The organism is Algoriphagus sp. Y33, assembly GCF_014838715.1.
GTDB lineage: Bacteria > Bacteroidota > Bacteroidia > Cytophagales > Cyclobacteriaceae > Algoriphagus.
Map to the genome: position 1 here is coordinate 2,759,850 of NZ_CP061947.1, position 23,241 is coordinate 2,783,090.

The following is a 23,241-nucleotide window of genomic DNA, read 5'->3' on the forward strand; positions in this document are numbered from 1 at the left end:
CAACCTCTGCGCAAGACCTTGGTGAACTCAATTGTTTAAAATAATTGCGAAAATCTGTAAGGAATCAGCCGGCTCATGGTCTAAAGAATAAAACAACACAAACCATGAAAAAATCACTTCTTCTATTTTTACTTCTTTTCGGATTCGTCAGCTTCTCAATTTCTCAAACTTCATTTGAAACAAAAGTTTCCGGCGATGGCGCGCCAATTATTCTGATCCCTGGGCTGGCATCCTCGGGCGATGTCTGGAAAGAAACTGTCGCCGAGCTCAGCAAAACCAATGCATGCCATGTCCTGACGTTACCCGGCTTTGCCGGCCAACCTGCTACCAATTTCAACGAGGGATTCCTCCCCAAAATAAAAGCTGAAATCGCCCAATACATTCTGCAACTTGATCAACCAGTAATACTAATAGGCCATAGTCTAGGAGGGTTTTTATCCCTTCAGGTGGCAAATGAACATCCTGAACTGATCTCAAAGGCAATAATCGTAGACTCTTACCCTTTTTATTCCGCAGCGATGAATCCAATAGCCACAGTGGAAATAATGATCCCAGTTGCAAAGCAGACGAAGTCTATGATCGAAAATGCAAGTGGTGAAGATTTTGAAACACAGCAAGCGGCAAGTATGCCGATTATGACGGCTACTGCAGGGAGAATTCCACAGCTGGTGGATTGGTCTGTGAAAAGCGACAGAAGTACCTTAGGTCAAGCCATATACGAATTAATGACTACGGACTATAGACCAAATCTCAGTAGTCTTAAAACCTCCGTTCTGATTCTAGGAGCATGGTATTCCGGAAAAGATTACGGAATGACCGCTGAATCTGTCAAGGCTAATTTTGAGCAGCAATACCGATTAGCGGAAAATGTACAAATCGAAATGGCCCCTACCGCACATCACTTTATTATGTGGGACAATTATGAATGGTTTATGTCGCAAATCCAGAATTTCATCAAATGAAGGAAAGTAAGGAGCTCAAGTTCGAACAACTTTATAAATTCCACAAAGACAAGATTTTTCGTCTTTGCTTGGGATTTATAAAGGATAGAGAGCTGGCTCAGGATCTTTTTCAAGAGATCTTGATCAAGATTTGGAAGCATCTGGACAGCTTTCGCAGTGACAGCGACATCAGCACCTGGATCTATAGAGTCGCTTATAACACCGCCATCACCTTTTCTGCAAAAGAAAAGAATACCTCAGATCAAACTGATTTTCCTATCGGAATGGATCTTGCCGAACCTGAAAATACAAGCCAGGAACAGGAAGTCCAACTTCAACAACTTTATATCGCCATCAACTCACTATCTGAAACAGAACGTGTCATTGCGACGCTACTATTAGAAAACACGCCGTACAGAAAAATCGCTGAGGTCACGGGCATCTCCGAAAACTATGTGGCGGTAAAAGTCAACCGCATCAAATCATCGCTCACCCAAACTCTCAATCCCAATGGAAAATAGCTTCGAAGACATAAAGAAACTGTGGCAAACCCAAAAATCCGTGGAATTCGACCTGACATCATTAATGGCAGGATTGAAAAAAACCGAGACAAAACAACGGCGGGAACGGATATTTATGTTGATCATTACACCATTGACGATTGGATTGCTTTTTTGGTCAATGCCCTGGAGAGAAAGTCGGGGAATTGAGATCAGTTTGTATATTATAGCTTTTGCCATGGTCTGGGTATTGGGCATGGCATTTCGGTCCAAACTATCCAAGAGTGATTCCAGCGAACTATTCAGCAATGAAGAATACCTGAAAAGCCAAATTGCCAAACTGGGCTATCGCTACCAAATCGCCAAAAAGTATATGTATATCTATGCCGTTTTACTGGTATTGGCACTCAACATTTCCTACTATGTTTTACTGGAACCACTGAACACCCTCACTCGGATAGGTATCCATCTAGTTTTGACGCTTTCCATTGCTGGCTTTATGCATTGGCAGATGCGCAGAAAAGTAAGAAAATACGACAGGGAACTCCTTCCAATAATCCAACAGATGGAAGAAATGCTGGAGAAGAAAACTGGATAACTTAGGAGAACCTTGTCCATTCCTGAGTTTGGAACTGACCTCTGATAATATTTGAAACTCAGAAGGAAATGAATAAAAACCGATAGATTATCTGAAAAAGGAATTTTCAAGTGATCGGTAAGGGTGAATGACTATTCGACCCTACTTTCTTTGTGGTTAGAAGATTCAGTTGTCAAGGCAGTAAAATATTCTTTGCGTATCCTTTGTGTGCTTTGGGACTAAAAACAAAACCTTCGAGGTTTTTAAAACATCAAAGGTTAAGGAAATTAAAAAAACCTTATTTTCACATTCCAGAAAAACACTTAGCTCCCAGATGCAAAAACGCGCTTTCCTCAAATCCCTTGGACTTCTTTCAGCTTCCCTTCCATTGGCTTCATGGGACTCTGCCCATCTGGCTGACGACCCGAAAGTTCTTTTGCCAAAAGCGATCAAAAAAGGTGACACCATCGGACTTATTTCTCCCTCCGCGGCTACGGCAGATAGAATGCAGTTCACCTATGCCAAAGAAGCTTTGGAAGCACTGGGTTTCGAAGTGATGCCGGGCAAAAACCTGATGAACCGAAGAGGTCACCTTGCAGGAACGGATGAAGAACGTGCCGGAGATTTGAATGAGATGTTTGCTGACAATAGTGTAAAAGCTATAGTTAGTATCCGCGGTGGTTCGGGTGCGGCCAGGATTTTACCCCTGATTGACTACAAAACCATCGCAAGAAACCCAAAGCCGCTTCTTGGTTACTCAGACATCACAGCTTTACACTGTGCTATTCAGGCTCAAACAGGCTTGATTACCTTTCATGGTCCCATGGGTTCAGGAAGTTGGAATAGCTTTAATGTAACTCAATTCGAAAAGATATTCTTCGATCAAGAAAAAGTCACCTTTGAAAATATCCACTCCGAAAGTGACGACTTGGTAGTCAAATCAAATCGCATTCAAACCCTTAAAAGTGGAAAAGCAGAAGGAAAAATCCTAGGTGGAAATTTAACGGTACTTACCGCAATTTCGGGCTCTCTCTATTATCCTGATTTTACAGATGCCATTCTATTCATCGAAGACATAGGAGAAGACCCATACAAAATAGACCGCATGATGAGCACGTTGAAACTAAATGGCACACTGAACAAAATCAAGGGCTTTATTTTTGGACAATGTTCTGATTGCGAACCCGGCGGCGGATATGGCTCTCTGACCCTTGATCAGGTTTTGGATGATTATGTACTTCCGCTTGATATACCGGCCTACTCCGGTGCGATGATTGGACATATTTCCAAGCAATTTATTATTCCTGTAGGTGCTAGAGTTACAATGGATGCGGACAAAGGAACCATTTCAATGCTTGAGTCCGTATTTCAATGAGTAAAAGACTTACTGTCTAGTACCATGATAACGACTTAAACATGAAATTAACATTACTCACACTCTCTATTCTTGGAATTTTCTCTTGCAATAGCTCCAAAAATATGCTTCCAAATGATGTTGATTTACCCATGACTGAAAACCCAACAGACAACACTGACCAACTTACATATTTGGCACTTGGAGATAGTTACACTATCGGTGAAGGTGTCAGCGATACAGGACGATATCCAAGCCAATTGATCGCAACATTGAATGCTGAAACCGGCAAATCTTGGGCTTCCCCAAAAGTGATTGCTCAAACAGGCTGGACTGTGGATGAACTGGATAGAGGAATCAACAAAGCGGGTATCGAAGGAAACACGTACTATTTGGTGACACTCTCTATTGGAGTAAATAACCAATACAGGGGTCTTCCAATTTCGAAATTCGAGGAGGAATTTGAAAATATGCTGCTTCGGGCTATCAGCTTTGCAGCTGTCAATACTACTCACGTGGTAGTGCTCTCTATACCGGACTGGGGAGTTACTCCTTTTGCTACGCAAAGTGGCCGGGATATAGGAAAAATTGCTGAGGAAATCGATGCATATAATAGCCTTAAAGCAAAAATCTGCGAAAAGCATGAAGTTATGTATATTGACATCACGGCTCAATACAGAAGCCTAGCTGCACAACCTGACATGCTTGCGGCTGATGGATTGCACCCCAGTGCCAAAATGTACGGCCTTTGGACAGAAAAGCTATTTGAACACCTAAAAACAATGGATTTCTAAGTAAAACAGTAATATTATATGTCTGGAATTTGGCTAAAGGACGGAAGGCATACATGGTAGGGAAAGGCTACCCCGACTTTCAGTACCAAACAGCGGGTTATATCCTTTGAATGAAAAATTGCAAACACATGAAATCGGGCATGGCTCAAGAGTCACACACTAGGATGATTATCTGCCATGCGACCTGCCTACCGCAAACGGGGATTCCATTCGGCCATAAAAAGTCAACTATAAACACATGAAATCGAGCATGTCGAAGACGACACACAGAGGGATGATTATTCGCCTGGCGAGATTCCATCTGACCATTAAAAATCAAAATATAAACAGATGAAATCGAGCATGTCGAAGACGACACACAGTGGGATGATTATAAACCGTGCGAGATTCCATGTGGCCAATAGAAAACAATTATAAACACATGAAAACTATCCTATTTCTTCTCTTCTGCACAGTACTCGGAGTAGTCGCCTGTGAAGACCAATCTGATTCGAAAACAGAAACTTGGTGGATCAACTCTGCCAAAATAGATTGTGTGGGAGTCGGCCCCATGTCATGTCTGCAAATCCAAAGAGGGGCTGAAATAGATCCTGAAGGCTGGGAGTTTTTCTACAGTGATATTCAAGGATTTGACTACGAACCTGGAAATATTTACCAAATCAAATTAAAAATCACAGACAAAAAAGGGACTATTCCAGCAGATGCTTCATCCCAAAACTACGAATTGGTTGAGATCTTGAGCAAAGATCAGGATCCGGCTTTACGATTGACAAACATCTGGAAGGTGACAAAAGTTGGCGATCTTGAAAATCCCACAGGATTCAAAAACGAAGAAGTGCTTACGTTTGAATTTGATGTCTCTAAGAAAACCTATGTAGGAAACATGGGTTGCAATTCTATAAGAGGAGCTATCAAAGAAAATGATGGCGAAAAATTAGTACTTGGGCCAGGTGCCGCTACCATGATGGCTTGCCCTGATATGGCTCCGGAACAAGCAATATCCGAAGCACTCATAAATACGCGTGGATATAAACTGGAAAACAACCAACTTTACCTTCTGAATGAAGCTGGGGAAACCTTGATGACTTTCCAAGCTGTAGATTAAGATCACCTATGAAATCAAGCATGACACAAGCGACACACGGAAGGATGAATATTGACCATGCGAGATTCCATGTGACCATTGAGAGAAAAATATAAACACATGAAAATTATTTGCATTGGCCGAAATTATGCGGCTCATATAGAGGAGTTGAAAAATGAAACACCGGGGAATCCTGTTGTTTTTCTTAAGCCTGATACGGCATTATTGAAAGATGGGTCTCCCTTTTTCTACCCTGATTTCTCCCAAAACATACATCACGAAGCGGAGCTTGTTCTGAAAATCTCCAAGCAGGGAAAACACATACAGAAACAATTTGCACATCGATATTTTGATGAGATAGGTTTGGGAATTGACTTTACTGCACGGGATCTGCAGGATCAATGCAAAGCAAAGGGATTGCCTTGGGAAATAGCAAAGGGTTTTAATGGAGCTGCTCCGATTGGGAACTTTAAATCCTTAGAAGATTTTAAAGACCTGAAAAACATTGACTTTCATTTGACCATCAATGGAGAGGTGCGCCAAAAAGGCAATACTTCTCTCATGCTTTTTGATTTTGGAACCATTATAGAATATGTATCGCAATTTTTCATGCTGAAAACAGGAGACCTTATCTATACGGGTACTCCTGCCGGAGTGGGCCCTGTGCAAATCGGGGACAAATTGGAAGGATTTATAGGAACGGAAAAGTTGTTGGATTTTGAAATTAAGTAAGTTAAGCTGCACCTTCATATTTCTTGGGTTAATTACTTCACTGAAGCTAAATGCGCAGGAAGTGGACAAAGGCTATTTTATAAATCCCATTAACCCGGGAACCAGAAATTATTTATCCGGTAATTTTGCTGAGCTGAGACCAAATCACTTCCACACCGGTTTGGATTTCAAGACCGGCGGTCAAGAAGGAGTTCCGATTTTGGCAGCGGCCGATGGATGGGTGCACAGAATCAAAATATCTTCTTTTGGCTATGGGAATGTGATTTACCTCAAGCATCCCAATGGCAAAATCACACTTTATGGCCATTTACGCAATTTCAACAAAGAGCTTAGTGATTACATGCGCAAGAAAATGTATGCCGCTAAAGTCAATGAACTAGAGGTATACCCTGAACCCGGTGAATTACAGGTAAAACAGGGTCAGCGAATTGCCGACAGCGGAAATACAGGAGGTTCGGGTGGACCGCATCTTCATTTTGAAATACGTGACAGTCTGGATCGGGCACTGGATCCTCTCCTATTTGGCTTTCCGGAAATTTTGGATAATGTGGCTCCGGTACCGCAAAGTATAGTAATAGTTCCACTGGAGATAGATTCACGTGTAAACGGGAAATTTGACAGACTGGAAGTCAATCCTCTAGCCAACGGATCAGACTACCGACTACCAAATGATATAAAAATCACTGGAAAAGTAGGTATAGAAATCCGAAGCTTCGACCAACTTGATGGTGCTAGCAACAGAAATGGCTTCCCCATTTTTGAGCTGACGGATGAAGAAGGCACTGTTTTCAATCTGACTGTGGACAAGGTGGATTTCAATTACACCAGGCAATTCCTTCATCATACCTTTCAAAATCGCTATTCCAAACTCTATTATCAAAAGAACTTAAAGTTTGAATTTATTTACCCAAGGTTAGAAAACACAGGTCATCTAGAATTGGAGCCCGATGTGAAGAAAAATTACAAACTGAAGTTGCGTGATGCGTATGGCAACGAAAGTCACATCAGTTTTACGCTCTTGGGTCAAGATTTGGAAACAAACATAAGTGATGGAGCCGCTCCTTCCCGAGCATCTTTGGATTACATCAACAATATCCTAAAGATCAAAGCACCCGTGTCACCTAAAGGCGGTTTGGCCAAGTTTTATGTGGGGGCAAATGCTTTTGAAATGCTTCCTGCCTATCAGGATGCTAGCAGCCGTACGTATCTCTGGGATATGAACTTTGGAATACCGGAAGAAATTGATATCTGTTCTGAAGTGGTGATACCGGGAATCAACGCATTGATTCCTGCAGGAAAAGAGATTTCTTATTCCGATAAAAACGTTCAGATGAATTTCAATAAGAAAACTGTTCTTGATGATTTGTTTTTGAGAGTTTCTCAGTCTGCGTCTTCTACATCTCCCCGCTTGCTAGTGAACAGTAGCCGCGAGTACCTTTGGAATCCGGTCAATATTCTTTGGTCTGTTCCGAACTATTCAGGAAATAAAAGCCGCTCTCATGCATATTATACATCAGGTGGCGCCAAATCATTTTTGGGAGGAACTTGGGATGGGGATACGTTGACTTTCGGTTCAAGATACTTAGGCGAAATCACCATCTTGCAAGACAATGTCAAGCCTACCATCAGCGTGGTTCGGGTCAATTCATCGGAAATGCGCTTTGTAATCAGGGATGCTTTGTCAGGGATTGACAGCTATGAAGCCTATGTCAATGGCAAATGGGTGCTAATGAGATATGAACACAAACAAGCCGTAATTTGGTCCGAAAAACTATCAAATGAACCGTTCAAAGGAGAAGTTTTACTAAAAGTTACCGATAAAGCCGGCAATACTGCTGAATGGAAAGGAACGATTGGTTAAATTAGGAGCCTTAAACAAGAGAATTTGAAATCGACACGATTAAAATCATCATTAAAACACACAAGGCTCCGCCAGCCGGCGGATTAATCGTCAAAGATTCCGTGTGGCCAATGAAAATCAAATTATAATAATATGATATTAGAAGAAGGTCAAATGGCCCCAGATTTTGAAGCGAAAATTGAAACAGGAGAAATAATCAAGCTTTCTGACTATCGCGGGAAAAAGGTTGTGCTCTATTTTTATCCTAAGGATGCTACTCCCGGATGTACCGCCCAAGCGTGCAATTTGAGAGATAATTACGAAGCACTACAAAAAGCAGGATACGTAGTTTTTGGGATCAGTTCAGATGCAGAAAAATCACACGTAAAGTTCAAAGAGAAACAATCACTTCCTTTTTCATTGATTGCCGACACAGATCTGAAAGTTCATGAAGCTTATGGCACTTGGCAAGAAAAGAATACATTTGGCAAAACCTATATGGGAACGGTCAGAACAACGTTCATAATCGACGAAGAGGGAAAAATTGCCGAAATCATCGAAAAAGTAAACACCAAAGATCACACAGCACAAATCCTAAATTAAACCTATATCCTAATGGAAAAACAAACAATCGAACAACTCGAGCGTACCGCAGTACAGGTACGAAGAGATTGTCTACGCATGGTTCATGGTGTTCAATCCGGTCATCCCGGAGCATCCTTGGGTTGTACAGAATTCTTTGTAGCCCTGTACTTCGACCAGCTAAATCACGATCCTAATTTTAAAATGGAAGGGAAAGGCGAAGACCTGTTTTTCCTGTCCAATGGTCATATTTCACCCGTTTGGTACAGTGTACTAGCTAGATCAGGATATTTTGCACCTGAGGAAATGGATACATTCAGAAAGCTGAACTCCAGACTTCAGGGCCACCCGGCGACCGAAGAAGGACTTCCGGGCATCCGCATAGCCTCCGGCTCGCTAGGACAAGGAATGTCCGTAGCCATCGGCGCTGCGCAGGCAAAGAAAATCGATGGAGATGACAGCACGGTCTATGTACTCATGGGTGACGGCGAGCAGGAAGAAGGTCAAGTATGGGAGGCGGCAATGTATGCTGCTCACTGGAAAGTGGATAACCTAATCGCCACGATTGATCTCAACAGACAGCAAATCGATGGTGCGACAAAAGACATCATGAATCTGATTGATCTCCGTGCCAAATATGAATCCTTTGGATGGGTAGTGAACGATATTTTTCAGGGAAATGATATGAAAGCCGTCATTGATGGCCTGGAAACAGCCAAAACACTGAGCCGTCAAGGAAAGCCGGTGCTTAACCTGCTTCATACTGAAATGGGATATGGAGTTGATTTCATGGTAGGCACGCATAAATGGCACGGCGTAGCTCCTAGTGACGAGCAATTGGAAGATGCCTTAAAACAATTACCGGTAACCCTAGGTGATTATTAATCAGGCTATTTTTAGACCATTCAACAAAAAGAAATCATGGAAAAAGACTTGGATTTAAAATTCAACTATACAGAAAAAAAAGATACACGTTCAGGTTTTGGCGATGGCTTATTAGAAGCAGGTCGCAAAAACCCTAATGTGGTAGGACTTTGTGCCGATTTGATCGGTTCATTGAAAATGGGAGCATTCCAGAAGGAATTTCCTGAGCGTTTCTTCCAGGTAGGTATCGCCGAAGCAAATATGATGGGCATCGCTGCAGGCATGACTATCAATGGTAAAATCCCTTTTACAGGTACATTTGCCAATTTCTCTACCGGGCGTGTATATGATCAGATCCGTCAGTCAATTGCTTATTCTGGCAAGAATGTGAAAATCTGTGCTTCTCACGCTGGCCTGACACTTGGAGAAGATGGGGCTACTCACCAGATCCTAGAAGACCTTGGCATGATGAAAATGCTTCCCCACATGACTGTGATCAATCCTTGCGATTACAATCAGACAAAAGCAGCTACAATGGCTATTGCTGAGTATGAAGGGCCAGTATATCTTAGATTTGGACGTCCGTCCTGGCCGATATTCACTGATTCATCCCAAAAATTTGAAATCGGCAAAGCCTGGAAAATGATCGAAGGAACTGACGTGACTATCTTTGCTACCGGGCATTTGGTATGGGAAGCAGTAGTGGCTGAAGCTATTCTTAGAAGCGAAGGGATTTCTGCCGAGGTGATTAACATCCATACCATTAAGCCTTTGGACGAAGAAGCAATACTGGATTCTATAGCAAAAACGGGATGTGCAGTAGCTGCAGAAGAACACCAATACAACGGTGGCTTAGGCGATAGTGTAGCGCAGACTCTGGCAAGAAACAATCCAGCTCCAATGGAATATGTAGGTGTAAACGACAGCTTTGGCGAATCCGGCACACCTACTCAATTGCTTGAGAAATATGGGTTAAACGCAGCCAATATTGTAGTTGCAGCCAAAAAAGTGTTGGCTAGAAAATAAGCATTTCTTAAATTCTGCTTCGCTAAATGCGGATTACTCTTAACAAACCACAGCTTCAAGTAGAGCTGTGGTTTTTAATTTCTTTAGACATTGCAACGAATTCTCTTCGCATTTATTTTGGCAAGACCATCTAATTACATTTCTTTGAATAAGAATTATGATTATCCGCAATGATGCCAGTAGCCTCATTTTCTTTGGTGTAACGGCAGGAAGACCGATGACAAAAGACCGAAGTAGCCTCGGCGCTAGTGTTTTCCAAATCCTATAATGCTTTAGTCTCTTTACTGGCAGAAAAGCGGATACACATAATAAAAATCAACCAAAATCAACCATCCAAAATTGAAGGTCATTCTGACAAACCCTCCTCTCGCCTATCTCAATGATTAGAATTTCGGAAGATTTAAGTATACAAAAGCTCACCGCCGAAGACCAGCCAGAGCTTATTGATTTGATGCGGGAAATCTATATCCCCTCTTACAAGCACATTTGGTCTGACTCAGGAGAATGGTATTTGGATCAAATGTACAATCCTGATAGATTTCAAAAAGATCTGGACAATCCCAAAAGCCATTACTATTTTGTCCTTTATGATGGATGGAAAATAGGTATTTTGAAATATAGCTATCCAGAATCACCTGATTTAATTGATTTTCCAAACTCACTGCACCTCCACAGGATATATATCAGCAAGGAATATCAAGGTAAAGGAATAGCTGCCCAACTCATGAAAATGGTAGAGTCAACTGCGAGAGAAAGAGGCTTAAACTACATGTGGCTTGAAGTAATGGATACTCAATTGCAAGCACAACGCTTCTACAGAAAAGTGGGCTTTGAGTGGCTATTTACTTATCATTTAGATTACAAAAAGCTCCTTCCTAAATATCGTGGAATTCAGATCCTTAGGAAAAGCCTTAAATGATCCTTGATATTCTCCTTCAGAGCCAAGCTTAACGCAAAATTGCTAAACAATCTTCATGACATAACGTTCCTGCAACAGAAATAGGATATAATTGTTGCAGGAACGAATATTCTGAAGGTCTTTACAACACAATTGGTCTAGGAGACAAGATCCAGTTTCTTTATTAATTCTGTGATTTTCGTTTTTACAGGGTTCAATTTCTCTCTATCTATATGCCCTAGAATTGAACTCAACAAATTGAGATGTTCCAGCTCCGCTACTTTACGGCTTTTTTGAACTGTTTTATTCCAAAGCACACCATACGCTTCTTGTACTTTATCGGGATCAAAAGTTGAACTCTCGATTAAATAGGATGTTAAAGCCATCCTGGCAACGGGTAAAATGAGCGCATATCCATCAAAACCGATTACATCTTTACCGTAATTTTCATACAACTTACCCAAAGAAACAATTGCCGCTTTTTGACTTTTAGACAGGTAAGTTTTTCCCTCCAGCCAGCGCTTCATCTGAAGCAATCCAAGCCACTTGGTCAGCACCAATGGATCCGAATTATTACTTCTTTCACTGGCTAGTTGATAAGAACTCACTGCATTCTCCAGAGAATCAAGGTCTGGAAGTTTGCTAGCCAAGGATAGCTGCAGTTTACTTTCATAAGCACTCCCCAGCAGAGAAAGACGTTCGACGGTTTCACCAAGTAGCCTGTTCATATCCTGCAGATCTTTGACCACCTCATCCAGCTTATTTTGGGCAGGCATCAGATCCAATTTTCCCAGAAGGAATTCATGTACGCAATGTCTTATCCGAAGATTGCAGTATTGCTCAAATGCGCTGATGGAGTAGGCAGATTTTTCTGATTCAAACAGTTTCTGATAGCTCGCGCATGCCTTTTCAAAATATTGCAATCCTCCATAAATCCCTGCTATCAATTCAAGAATGCGGCAATTGCTTCTCGCTTTCTCTTCCGAGATCTTCTGAATAACTTCTACCCTTCCACTGACATAATCGAAATCAAATTCATTGGCAGACATCATTTCACGAATGTTATCCAGCTCTATCTCTATTTCCTCGATACTGAGATCAGCATCCTCATAAGATCCTTTCCCTATATCGGTGAGTTTGTAATACGGGTCTCCATAACATTGGAAAGCTCCCCATGTGTTGGTCTTTTTTCCAGACGTTCTATAAATCGTGTTTCTGGCCCGTTTCACAGCTTCTCCAAAGCCAAAACCTGAGAACATATTTTTATAAAATTCTCTGGAAAATTCCAAAGCAGCCGCATCATCCACTGCCCAGCCGGCCACAACCACGGCTCTTGCACCGTTATTGATAAGTTGAGTTCCAATATTCGCTGCAAACTTATTACTCTGCTGACTCACAAGCTCAGCGGCATTGTCCATCTGCCCCAGATAGCAACAATTCACAAAAATCAATTCTGCAGAAGAACTCATTCCTGCGATTTGTCCGGGAGTCAGGAAAGTATTGCTGCCGATCACCATGCCTGTAGCCTTGTTAGCCCCATGCCTGAATACCCCATGTCCGGCAAGGTGAATTATTTTATGGTTTCCGGAAAACATGGCCAAAATAATATCCGTCGCACTGGAGTTAATCAGACTGACTACCTGATAATCTTCTCCTCTAAGTAAATTCTCCACAGCCAATGCTTCTTGTTTTGCTCCGGGCAATTGAGGCATGTATTCTTCCAACATAGGATCTCCTATTATCAAAGCGGTGCTTTCAGTGACTTTGGCAATTTCCCCTCTGGAGTCACCGGTAGCCAGCTGCCTAACCATACCTATGTTAACGCATAGCGGATCAGAATTCACACTATCCAACAGCATCTCCCAAGGATATGCCGCGGAGGAAATATCCAAGACCCAATTGATATTATTCAGGCGCTTGATCTCTTCTTTGAACCGGAAAGGAATCAATAACTCAAACATCGCTGTGGCAATTTCCGGAGAGAACTGATTATTGACTGTCATTTGCCGAAGAAGTATATCCAAAGTCCTGTCACTTGAAGGAATTGTTTCCACTTTCTCACTGGCTCCTGTGGTGGTAATAGACATGCGGATCAGTTCAATAGTCTCTTCTTCTGCATAGTCAATACGCTGAGTAACATTGATTCTAGTCCACCAATCGGATGAAAAATCAAACGGAACCCTTTTAAGTTTACCCAAACAATATCTCAACCCGTTTCCTTGGAAATGGATATTAAAATCCTTCTGGCTATCCGAATTCAGACGCTGGATAGTTTTCAATATAGAAAGTGCCCGGTCATTGTAGATTTCAATGATTTCTATTTCCTGGATTCCCCGGATCGCCCCCTCGTAAGTGAGCTGTACCTTTCTATTAGCACGTTGCACTCCTGCAATGATAGCCCGAATAGAGTTATCTGTAGAAAGCCCACCATAATTATTGGCTATTGCAATGACAGAAATACCATTAAGTAAAAACTCCCCATGGGAAGCTGTTCCCGATCCATTCTCTTTTTTGATGGTCAGGTAGCGTGCGACTCCTTTTTCCACCGAATTGATCAGATAATAACCGGACAACTCACCCTGTACACCCAAGCCTACAATAATCCCTCCCTTGAAGGATGAATTAGAGTTTGATTCATTCAGCACAATCTGGTTGGAGCCTATCTTGCCCGGATACAATCCAAGCGAATACAATCTGCTCAATTCTCCTCCCAATTGTCTGTCTATGGCAGCCTCGGCATTCAAAATAACATCTTGCTCAAAATGCCCTGCCAGCACCGGATATTTGGCATATTTCAAATCCCCATGAGTCACCACCACGCTGATAGGTGTTTCGTTATGCCATACTTCCTCCTGTTCATCAATTCCCAAAAGCGTAGTGAGCAGATTTTCCTCACTGATATCGAAGATTTCAACCTCTACCGGTTCAAATTCCTTCTCATCTCCCCGAGTTTTGGGTAGACTGTTTTGCAGCCTCTTCGTACTTCCATAGATCAGCAATTCTTCCATTGCGGTGAAGAGATCCTTTTCCTTGGACAGGCTTCCATGGGTGACATTGGCATAATATACCTGATTCCGGTCCTCCATCGTTTTCGGAATACCTGATGCCCAGGTCACACTTTCATCACCCTGATTGGTTGCATAGAAAACCAGTTCTCCATTCTCTATTTCCATGTTGGAAATGGTAAAGCTTTTTTTCCCACTTTGTCCTGCGATATAAGTGAAATTTGAAAAATCAATGGATCTGAAACCATCCCATATTCTTTGTCGATGAGAACCGAATTCCTCCAGTATTTCTTTAGAAGGAATTGGCCAATCCTCATCGCCAAAGGCCGTTCTCATTCTCTCCCAGAGTTTCCTGTCTGCGAAATCATACTTGCCCCCATTATCAATAGGAAGCAAATTCAAAATACCCGGGAAATTGCAGAAAATCTGTAGCAATTCCTTCGTAGAGTGCTTGATGTCAATTTTTCCCAGCAGTTTTATAATACTGTCTTTACCGAAAAGCACATACGGAATCCGGAAAGACCCCCCCAAAGGAGATCCCAAAAAGATACCGCGGAAACCAACTGATTTATTCAGCTTTTGCCAGGTGGTATCATGATACACCATAAAATCCCGTACCAAAACTCCCCCCATGCTATGTGCCACGATTTTGATGGGTTGGTTTTTGGCCAAAAGCTTCCGAATCTTCATCTCAAAAGTTGCTGCCGCATCTTTCAAAGGTTTTCTCCAATCAAAATAAAAGGTCACTACATCATAGGTACCGGAAAGTCTTTCACCCAAATTTTTATAAGAAGTTTTGATCAACGAAAGGGCGGATAATTTGTCATCGGTCTCTGGGGCGAGTTCCAATTCCGCCAATTTTCCTTTGAAAAACCCTAAGTAGTTTATCCACACCAGCTCCTCCGACTTCTCCGGCCCCCCCGGTGCTTGCTTGCCAATATTCGAACCCATTATTCCCGGAATTAGAATCAGGATAGGCTTCTTGCCGCTGACATTATCTTCCACATAAGTTCCATGTTCGATACCGATAATTCCACGTTTCTTGGATTTGCTACGCAAAGTAAATAAAGCAGGAATTGTGTTTGGGTTGGCAGACAACCCGGCTATGACAGCGTTTAAAGTATCTTCATTCGAAAAATATTTGAAGTGATCAATTTTACCACTTTGCTCAATGTAAATCCCTACTTGGTCTGAATCTCGACGTGCCCCCCACTTCATACTTTCGGTGTCAACTACCAGATCATTTTTTCCCCTAAAGAAAATCTTGCCCAGTATCACCACAAGTGTCTTAAAACTTACACTCAATTCGGCACTTCCAGCTACTACAAGCAGGGGAAATTTAATTTCTATCTCTGATCCTTGATTATTTAGAGTCTTGATGAAAGGCGACTTAGGATTCATAGCTTCCAAACCCGGCAACACGTTTACATCATCTTTGCAGGCCACAGCCTCCATGATGAATTCTTTGAAAGCAACATAAATCGGATTTCCCACATGCCCGACCGCCAAACCGATCAAATTAAACGTGACGTTCAAATAAAAATTCAATCGGCTAGATGCCAACGTTGTGCCGTTTGCCGGACCGGCTACACGTACCATTGATCTGACTGTAATTTTTTTCTTCTCTACTTCGGTTCTTATCTGTGTAATTACTTCCAAATCACGATCCCGTCCGGATTTTAGTAAAAGAGCCTTTTCGGTAGCATCAAAACCTGTGGGATTAGCGCAAAACCTTACAAGAAGTTCAGCCAAAAGCCCACCTCTTGATTGGCTTAAAAGATCCAATTCAATGTTTGCCGGCAGGCTTTTTACCAGATCCAAAATATTTTCCAGAGGACTTGCTGTCAGAGATCTATGCTGGAAAGCCAGAATATTCCCTTCCTTATATTTATTCGTACTGCTTGCTTCATCAAAAAGATCTTTCCATTTATCCGACTCCTTCAGATCGCCAAAGGACTTCTGGGTGGATGACGCTGTCCCGTGCAGTAAAAGTAAATAGGGAGAGTCAACCGGGATTTTGGCAACTGAGGATTCATCGCATTCCAGCGGGCTTAGCTCTATATTTGTAGAGCACTTTGCCAAAACCCCAAACTTTACATCCTTGTAGGGCTCACCTGGAAAAGCCAACTGTTTATTTTCAAGATTGGCGGCCATGTCCCGCATTTTGGGCTGAATGATCTTTTTCTTGACAAAAAATTTGACCAACTTAATGGCAACTTTCTTAAAAATCCCCCTATCCTGTTGATCCGACTCCAGTTCATCAGGAAGGTAAAGTTCATCGCCCGCTTCAGATCTTTTTAATTTCTTGGGAAAAAGTATGCGAAGGGACTCGTTATCTCCAAGCCAGACGGTATTGTCTTCAAACTCAAATTCGATGACAGTCAAGTCATCAACTTCAATGGTTTGCTCAGGCACGTCTCCCCGAGTTGGACTCACTACAGTATAAGCCTTGTTCAGCTGATACAGATCAAACCCCCGATCCTCTCCGGAAACAAAGGGTAAATGATCCTGTCCCTTAAGTTTGATTTTTAAAATAGCCATAGGTAAAAATTAAGAGATTAACACTAAAATTTCCTTTCAACAATGGAAGTCAACACTTGGCAAATAATTGGCTTAATTAGGATGCAAAAGATGAAAAAATCATCTTGGTATTCTCAGAAACGGATTGAGAACCGGAGAAAATATTCATCCCTGCTCAATCTGGAAACTCTATACAAATAAGGACTTAATGTAGAAAAAAAATCATAAACATCATAAAATCTGACACATAGACATTAATTAATGATAGTTGAAATCCTACGTTGATTCTCCCTTTCAAAAGTTCAACTTACAGCCCTGCCTTTTCGGGTTAAAACTATTGCTGTTATAAATGAAAATAGCACCGGAAATAAACCCCGGTGCTAGTAAAATATCAGTCCTATGCAAGAGTCTGCTTAAAGCAGCCTGCTAATACCTATTCTCATAAGCAGGACGTGCAGGAGCATTGAATTTATCGCTACTATTGAGTAGGCGCATCACTTCCTTGATAGCTGCCTCCAATTGAGCATCAGTACCTTTAGCAAGACTTTCGAAGTCTTCCACTACTTCGATGTCAGGATCCACACCATATCCTTCCTTGAACCAAGTCCCATCAGGATCATACATTCTAAAAGTCGGTACCGTCACAGAACCGCCATCTATCAGAGAAGGTGCACCGGAAATGCCAATCAAACCTCCCCAGGTACGTGTACCGATCAGCGGACCCACCTGCCGCTTGCGGAAGTAATCAGGAAAAGCATCCCCGCCTGAGCCTGAGAAGCCGTTGATCAGCATCACTTTAGGGCCAAAATTGCCTGAAGGAGGCCAAGCCCAATCCTGTCCATCCCGGACTGCCCAGAATGCCAAAGGTTTACGGTCCAACAATTCTACAAATCGATCGGGAATCTGTCCGCCATTGTTAAAGCGCTCATCGATAATCATCCCTTCTTTTTCCATCTGCCCGTAGAACTGACGAAAAAGCTCATTTTGCCCATCTACTCCTGTACTCGGCACAAAAATGTATCCTATTCTTCCGTCTGTAGCTTCCTCCACTCTTTTGCGGAATTCATTTATCCAGGCGAGATTTCTTAATCTGGCTTCTGACCCAAGAGGTTCCACCAAGACAGTTTTGGCACCTGCCATCGAAGCTGAACTGTTTACAGTAAGCTGAACTGTCTTTCCTGCCAGTCCCTGAAGAGCCGCATAAATAGATTTGTCCGTATCAATCGCTTGACCATTGATAGCCAGAATATAATCCCCTTCTTTCACTTCCACACCCGTCTTAAGCAATGGAGATCGGACTTCCACATCCCAAGGGGCTCCCTGAATTATTTTTTCAATTTTATAGGCACCATTTTCCAGTTTGAAATTTGCTCCCAAATACCCTACAGATATAGTAGGCCCTGACTCCAGATCCCCTCCGCCATTGTACGTGTGAGAAGCATTTAACTCCGCAATTAGATCTCCTATGATGATGTTCACATCCCGCCTAGACCCAGCCTGAGCAACCAAATCTCCATAACGGGTACGCATCAGATCCCAGTCTACCCCATGCATATTGGGATCGTAGAAATAATCACGTTCAAATCTCCATACATCGTTGAAGATCTGTTTCCACTCTTCAGCGGGCACCACTGTCATCTGCATATCCCCCAGCGGGACAGTTTCTTCGATTTTCTGTCCAGGAGAAGGGTCAACTACAGCTAGTTTTCCGTTAGAGAAAACCATTACTTTTTTGCGATTGGCAGAAAGTGAAAAACCGCCTACTCCTTCGATCACTGTCTTGGATTCTTTCTCCTCAAAATCAAACAATTCCAAACTACTCTTGGAATCATCACCTGCTCCTGTATTTGGATGGCGAACGTATAACAGCTTTCCTTCCACAGAAGCCAGTCCTCCTATATTTCCGTTTGAAATGTCAAGCATTTCAATTCTGTTTTCAAAAGATGAAATCTCAAAATCCACTCCCTTTGGTTCTTCCTTCTTATCGTCCTTTTTATCATCTTCCTTCTCTGACTTCTCCTCTTCTACTTTTATCTCATCATTTTTCAGTGAAATAAGTGAAGGAATAGATTGATTGAGTGTCCCTACCGCTACACCGGTAGTATTGGAATAGATGAAGGTGTTATCAATGTCGGAATACTGGGGATCAAAATTCCGATTCGTTGTAAAGAAGAGATATTTTCCGTCTTCGCTGAAAGTCGGACTTTGATCAGCATAAAAACCAGAGGTGATTTGCGATGACTTGCTTGACTTGGTATCATACACATAGAGTGCTGAGGTCGCGCGGTTATTCTTAGAGAGGCTGTATGAAATGTACCTGCTATCAGGAGACCAACTTACCGCAAATCCCTGCAAATTGCCTTCAAACATGTACTTACCCTTGTCAATAATCTTTACTTCACCTGAGGCAGCATTTATCAGCATTACGTCCATTGCCTGATTCACACTCACAAGGTATTTGCTGTCAGGAGACCAAAAGATATTGTAGCCAAATCCGTTCTCAAATTTGGTGAGTGTATTAGTTTGGGGAGTAGATCCCAAGGATTTGATGGTGAGTTGGTATTCTCCCGTTTCATCTGACCAATAGGCTATTTTTTTTCCATCAGGGGCGAATTCTGGGTAACGCTCTGCCACTCCTGAAGTATTGGTCATATTTGACACAAAACCTTCCTTCGCAGGCAAATTGAAAATCTCTCCCCGAGCATTTGCCATCACACGACTTCCATCAGGAGAAATACTTGCGGACATCATGTCGGATTCAGTTTTTACGATTTTGGGAATCATCGTCTTTTGGTCAGAAATAATCTGAATTTCCACCCGCTTTGTCTCACCGGATACTATTTCATATAGGTATAAACTTCCTCCGGCTTCGAAGACTATTTCTTTATCGCTGTTGGAAGGAAAGGTGATGTCAAAGTCTTTGAATTCCGTCAGCTGCGTGTTCTGTTTAGTTTTTAGGTCATATTTCCAGAGGTTATTGCGTTTCTCGGGGCCATTATCCGACATGTAATATACCGCCTCGCCGATCCACATCGGAAGTTCGTCATTGGCGTCATTGTTGGTAATATTTTCGGTCTTGAAGTCAGCCAGATTAAAGAGTAAAATATCAGGGGCTGTGCCGCCTCTATATCTTTTCCAGTTCCGGTTTACTCTACTTCTGTCGGTATACGCAAACGTTTTCCCATCCGGAGAGTAGGAAGCAAACTCTCCATAAGGCACTGGTAATTTGGCAGGAAGCCCACCTGTAGCAGGGATAGTATAAAACTGGGAAAAGCGCTCTTTGCCACTTTCCCTACCTGAGGTAAACAGCACAGATTTTCCATCCGGTGTCCAACCCTGCACATAATCCGGCATACCATGATAGGTCAATCTGGTAGGAACTCCCCCCTCAGTGGGCATTACATACACATCGTAATTACCATTGTAATTGGCAGAAAAAGCGATCTGCTTTCCATCGGGAGAAAATCTCGGATACATTTCCGGGCCTGCAGGAGAAGTCAGGCGCTGGGCAACACCTCCATGCTTTGGCACAACCCAAATATCATCGCCAAATGTAAAAGTAATCTGTGTGTCCGACACATCAGGCAGCTGCATCAGCCTCGCATCAGTCTGCGCTTGGCTAAGCAATGGGACCGTCAATATAGACAAGCCTAAAATGAATTTTCTCATAATACGTAATTAATTGGATTCAATATTCTGGTTTAAAATGTATTAAAATCCCTGCCTAAAGTCTGTAAAAGCACAGAGATATTTGCTAAAGAATTGATGGATGGAATTCAGTCTTAATCTGTGTACAGAAAAAACAGTACCATCTAATGACTAATCAATTTAAGTGATTGATTGTAAGTATGCTAAAAAATAACCACCAAATCATACTGTCTCATATTCGTACAGTATTTCTGTTCGATATCACACAAATCAATCTCGGAAATATAATATTTTTGTGGGTTTTTCGTCTTGAGAAAAGATTCAATCCCAAAACTCTTTTAAAGATAGTATCAACTTGACTTTACGATTTCTCTCAGCCACCTTTTTTCTATTCTACCAAGCTTCGCTCGCCCAAACTTGGATCTCCTCAGACTACAATCGCTTCACATCTGCTCAGTTTTTCCAACTTGATGCGGTAAACCAAACCATCAACTTCAAAAATATAGACAGAGCCCTGCTACAGGCTGCTATGTTCTATGCGACCAATGAGGAGCGAATCAAATACGGATTGCCACCTTTCGAGCATTCTGATCTCATCGAAAAAGTGGCTTCCGACCATGCAAGTGACATGGTCAATTATAATTTCTACTCCCATGTAAGTAGGGTGAAAGGAAAAAAAACCATAGGTGACCGCTTCGCCCGTGAGGGAACTAAGCGAATGTTTATAGGGGAAAATATCAGCTCCTCCATAGGATTACAATATCAGAGCGGTAGAAAAATAAATGTCCCCAATAGCGGAGGAATGTACACCTACGCCAATGATCGGCGCGAAGTCATCCTTCCCCACACCTATTTAAGTTATGCAAGAGAAGTGGTACGGCTTTGGATGGATTCACCTTCACATAGAAAGAGCATTCTAAATCCAAACTTCGAGCAATTGGGATGCGGGTCTCAGGTGTACAGCAACCGCGAATCCCACAATGTCCCCTATCTTATGGGAGTACAGTGTTTTGCCAGCAAAAACTAGTATGGTCAGTCGCATTTCTGCCAACTCCCTAACTGCTTGGCTTATAGAGCCCTAAAACCAGCCCTTCAATCAAGAAAAGTGGAAATATCTAATTTCCCGAAGAACGTTAACCGATTGCTTCAACCCGTAGTCTAATTACTTCATGCAATTAGATCCTATAGAGCATTCGATTGCCCGGACGGCTGCCATATCAGAATTTTTGTTTGCTTTTCTCTATTTTTAATTGGATTCCTTTTTCAGTTTAAAGAAATTACATTATCCACTGAAAAGTAAACTAGGACATACCTCATCGGCGCTCTAGAATAAAACATGCTGTCAAAAAAAATAGGCTTGGAATTTTTCCAAGCCTATTTTTTTTGTTATTGATTTTTCAATCAAAGCTCTCTCACCCAGATATTTCTGAATCTTACCGGATTTCCGTGGTCTTGAAGTTTGATTGGCAATTTCTCAGGATGTGCCTTATAATTTGGTATACCGATATACTCTGTTGGACCTTTTAGGATTACATGATTTTGAACCAACACGCCATTCATCAATACAGTAACAGTAGCAGGGGAAGTCAAAATACCATCCTTGTTGAAGCGCGGAGCCTTGAAGATAATATCGTAGTAATTCCATTCACCTGCAGGTCTTAGTGCCATCGCTAATGGAGGAAACTGCTTGTATATACTTCCGGCTTGTCCATTTGTGTACGTTTTGCTCTCGTAGCTATCCAAAACCTGCACTTCATACATGCCCATCAAGAAGAATCCGGAGTTACCTCTACCTTGTCCTTCACCCACGATTTCGGTAGGTGCAGACCATTCTACGTGATATTGTGCATCTCCAAAAGGAAGTTTGGACTGTATATCTCCCTTTCCCTTTGTCACTACCAATTCACCATTTTCTATAGTCCATTCTGCGGGACTTGAACCGTCTTTTGCACTGACAAATCCATTCAGGCTAGACCCGTCAAAAAGTACAATAGCGTCAGAAGGAGGAGCGGTATTATTTGCTCCGGGAGTAACTTTTGGAGGAACCGGAGTATAGAACTCAGTCGCTTCAGGCTTCATTGCCGGAGGAGTTTTTTCTTGGGCGAACGCCGCGGAACTCAAAGTCAATGCACTTGCCACAACAGCAAGTGTGAATATTCTCTTTTTCATAGATTAGATTATTTAGGGAAAAGAACTAAGGGGGAAATTACTTCAATTTGACCTCAATCAAAAAACCATTGGTGGATTTTACCTGGAATAGGATAAAGTAATTTCACCAACCAACTCTCCTTTTGGTGTTTCTAAGGTGACATTTTCCCGAATGATCAACTCCCTGTCTGTGATTTTCAGCAGTTTGTATACCACCACATTACCATCCTCTACCTGCGTGATCAATTGATCGTCTTCCACCTTCCACGTGCCTTTCCCATTATCATACTCACCTACAAGCTTCCCATAAGTTCCATCTTCGTTTAAAATCAGTTTACTGTTGAGATGTTGCTGAATTCCTCCATTGACTGTAACAACAAGGTCGGGACCTTCTTTCCTGATAAAGAAAAAATCACTTCCTTTCCAAGTGCCTATTAGCTTTTTCTCAAGACTACTAGAGCAGGACATAATACTTAGTAATAAAATAAGTAATGGAATGCCGGAAAAAATTTTACCCTTAATCATACTAGCATTTGGTTTGGTTTTATTCATCGATAGGATTGTTTTTAGAATTGGATGTTACTCGAAATTACTAGGATTATCCATACAGCTTTCGATAATGCTAAAATCAAGATCAATTCGAAAGTAATTCCCCTACAGTACTGCTTAAAGTAAAAGCCACTGAAAATCTCAGCGGCCTTTCATCAATAAACTTCCTTTTCAGAAAC

At 42.0% G+C, this 23,241-nt stretch carries 17 protein-coding genes; 13 read left to right on the plus strand and 4 right to left on the minus strand.

Annotated elements, in window-relative coordinates:
• Positions 1-104 precede the first annotated feature (104 nt).
• The 12 genes from ID165_RS11240 (at position 105) to ID165_RS11295 (ending at position 11,213) form a co-directional block, all read left to right on the plus strand.
• On the plus strand, positions 105-962 hold the full coding sequence (locus ID165_RS11240; protein ID WP_192350610.1) for an alpha/beta fold hydrolase: 858 nt from the start codon (positions 105-107) through the stop codon (positions 960-962).
• Positions 959-1,462 carry an RNA polymerase sigma factor gene (locus ID165_RS11245; RefSeq protein WP_192350612.1) on the plus strand — a complete coding sequence of 168 codons (504 nt, stop codon included), beginning with the start codon at positions 959-961 and terminating at the stop codon, positions 1,460-1,462. The genes ID165_RS11240 and ID165_RS11245 overlap by 4 nt, the downstream gene beginning before the upstream one ends.
• Positions 1,452-2,039 carry a hypothetical protein gene (locus ID165_RS11250; RefSeq protein ID WP_192350614.1) on the plus strand — a complete coding sequence of 196 codons (588 nt, stop codon included), beginning with the start codon at positions 1,452-1,454 and terminating at the stop codon, positions 2,037-2,039. Before ID165_RS11245 ends, ID165_RS11250 begins: the two co-directional genes overlap by 11 nt.
• Before the next feature lie 313 nt (positions 2,040-2,352).
• A complete protein-coding gene (locus ID165_RS11255) occupies positions 2,353-3,393 on the plus strand; it encodes an LD-carboxypeptidase (protein WP_192350616.1) in 1,041 nt (346 codons plus the stop codon).
• Positions 3,394-3,434: 41 nt separating this feature from the next.
• Positions 3,435-4,166, plus strand: coding sequence for an SGNH/GDSL hydrolase family protein (locus ID165_RS11260; RefSeq protein WP_225587088.1), 732 nt, complete (start codon positions 3,435-3,437; stop codon positions 4,164-4,166).
• Positions 4,167-4,587: 421 nt separating this feature from the next.
• Positions 4,588-5,271, plus strand: coding sequence for a DUF4377 domain-containing protein (locus ID165_RS11265; RefSeq protein WP_192350618.1), 684 nt, complete (start codon positions 4,588-4,590; stop codon positions 5,269-5,271).
• Positions 5,272-5,370: 99 nt separating this feature from the next.
• Positions 5,371-5,982, plus strand: coding sequence for a fumarylacetoacetate hydrolase family protein (locus tag ID165_RS11270; RefSeq protein WP_192350620.1), 612 nt, complete (start codon positions 5,371-5,373; stop codon positions 5,980-5,982).
• Positions 5,969-7,843, plus strand: a complete 1,875-nt coding sequence (locus ID165_RS11275; protein ID WP_225587089.1) for a M23 family metallopeptidase — start codon at positions 5,969-5,971, stop codon at positions 7,841-7,843. Before ID165_RS11270 ends, ID165_RS11275 begins: the two co-directional genes overlap by 14 nt.
• Positions 7,844-7,975: 132 nt before the next feature.
• Positions 7,976-8,425, plus strand: coding sequence for a thioredoxin-dependent thiol peroxidase (bcp, locus tag ID165_RS11280; protein WP_192350622.1), 450 nt, complete (start codon positions 7,976-7,978; stop codon positions 8,423-8,425).
• A 12-nt stretch (positions 8,426-8,437) separates the two neighbouring features.
• On the plus strand, positions 8,438-9,289 hold the full coding sequence (locus tag ID165_RS11285) for a transketolase (protein WP_192350624.1): 852 nt from the start codon (positions 8,438-8,440) through the stop codon (positions 9,287-9,289).
• A gap of 36 nt (positions 9,290-9,325) precedes the next feature.
• On the plus strand, positions 9,326-10,294 hold the full coding sequence (locus ID165_RS11290) for a transketolase family protein (protein ID WP_192350626.1): 969 nt from the start codon (positions 9,326-9,328) through the stop codon (positions 10,292-10,294).
• Between the two features lie 379 nt (positions 10,295-10,673).
• A complete protein-coding gene (locus tag ID165_RS11295) occupies positions 10,674-11,213 on the plus strand; it encodes a GNAT family N-acetyltransferase (protein ID WP_192350628.1) in 540 nt (179 codons plus the stop codon).
• Between the two features lie 137 nt (positions 11,214-11,350).
• Here ID165_RS11295 and ID165_RS11300 read toward each other — a convergent pair whose 3' ends face one another.
• Together ID165_RS11300 and ID165_RS11305 are read right to left on the minus strand one after the other, a co-directional pair.
• A complete protein-coding gene (locus ID165_RS11300) occupies positions 11,351-16,738 on the minus strand; it encodes a CHAT domain-containing protein (RefSeq protein ID WP_192350630.1) in 5,388 nt (1,795 codons plus the stop codon).
• A 405-nt stretch (positions 16,739-17,143) separates the two neighbouring features.
• Positions 17,144-20,386 (minus strand): S41 family peptidase, encoded by a 3,243-nt coding sequence (locus ID165_RS11305; protein ID WP_192350632.1) that lies wholly within the window; start codon positions 20,384-20,386, stop codon positions 17,144-17,146.
• A gap of 334 nt (positions 20,387-20,720) precedes the next feature.
• Here ID165_RS11305 and ID165_RS11310 point away from each other — a divergent pair, with 334 nt between their 5' ends.
• Positions 20,721-21,392: a CAP domain-containing protein gene (locus ID165_RS11310; protein WP_192350634.1), complete on the plus strand. Its 672-nt coding sequence runs from the start codon at positions 20,721-20,723 to the stop codon at positions 21,390-21,392.
• Between the two features lie 374 nt (positions 21,393-21,766).
• Here ID165_RS11310 and ID165_RS11315 read toward each other — a convergent pair whose 3' ends face one another.
• Positions 21,767-22,534, minus strand: a complete 768-nt coding sequence (locus tag ID165_RS11315; RefSeq protein WP_192350636.1) for a DUF1080 domain-containing protein — start codon at positions 22,532-22,534, stop codon at positions 21,767-21,769.
• 78 nt (positions 22,535-22,612) lie between these two features.
• Entirely contained in the window at positions 22,613-23,038 is a 426-nt protein-coding gene (locus tag ID165_RS11320; RefSeq protein ID WP_192350638.1) for a hypothetical protein, read from the minus strand.
• Positions 23,039-23,241 lie beyond the last annotated feature (203 nt).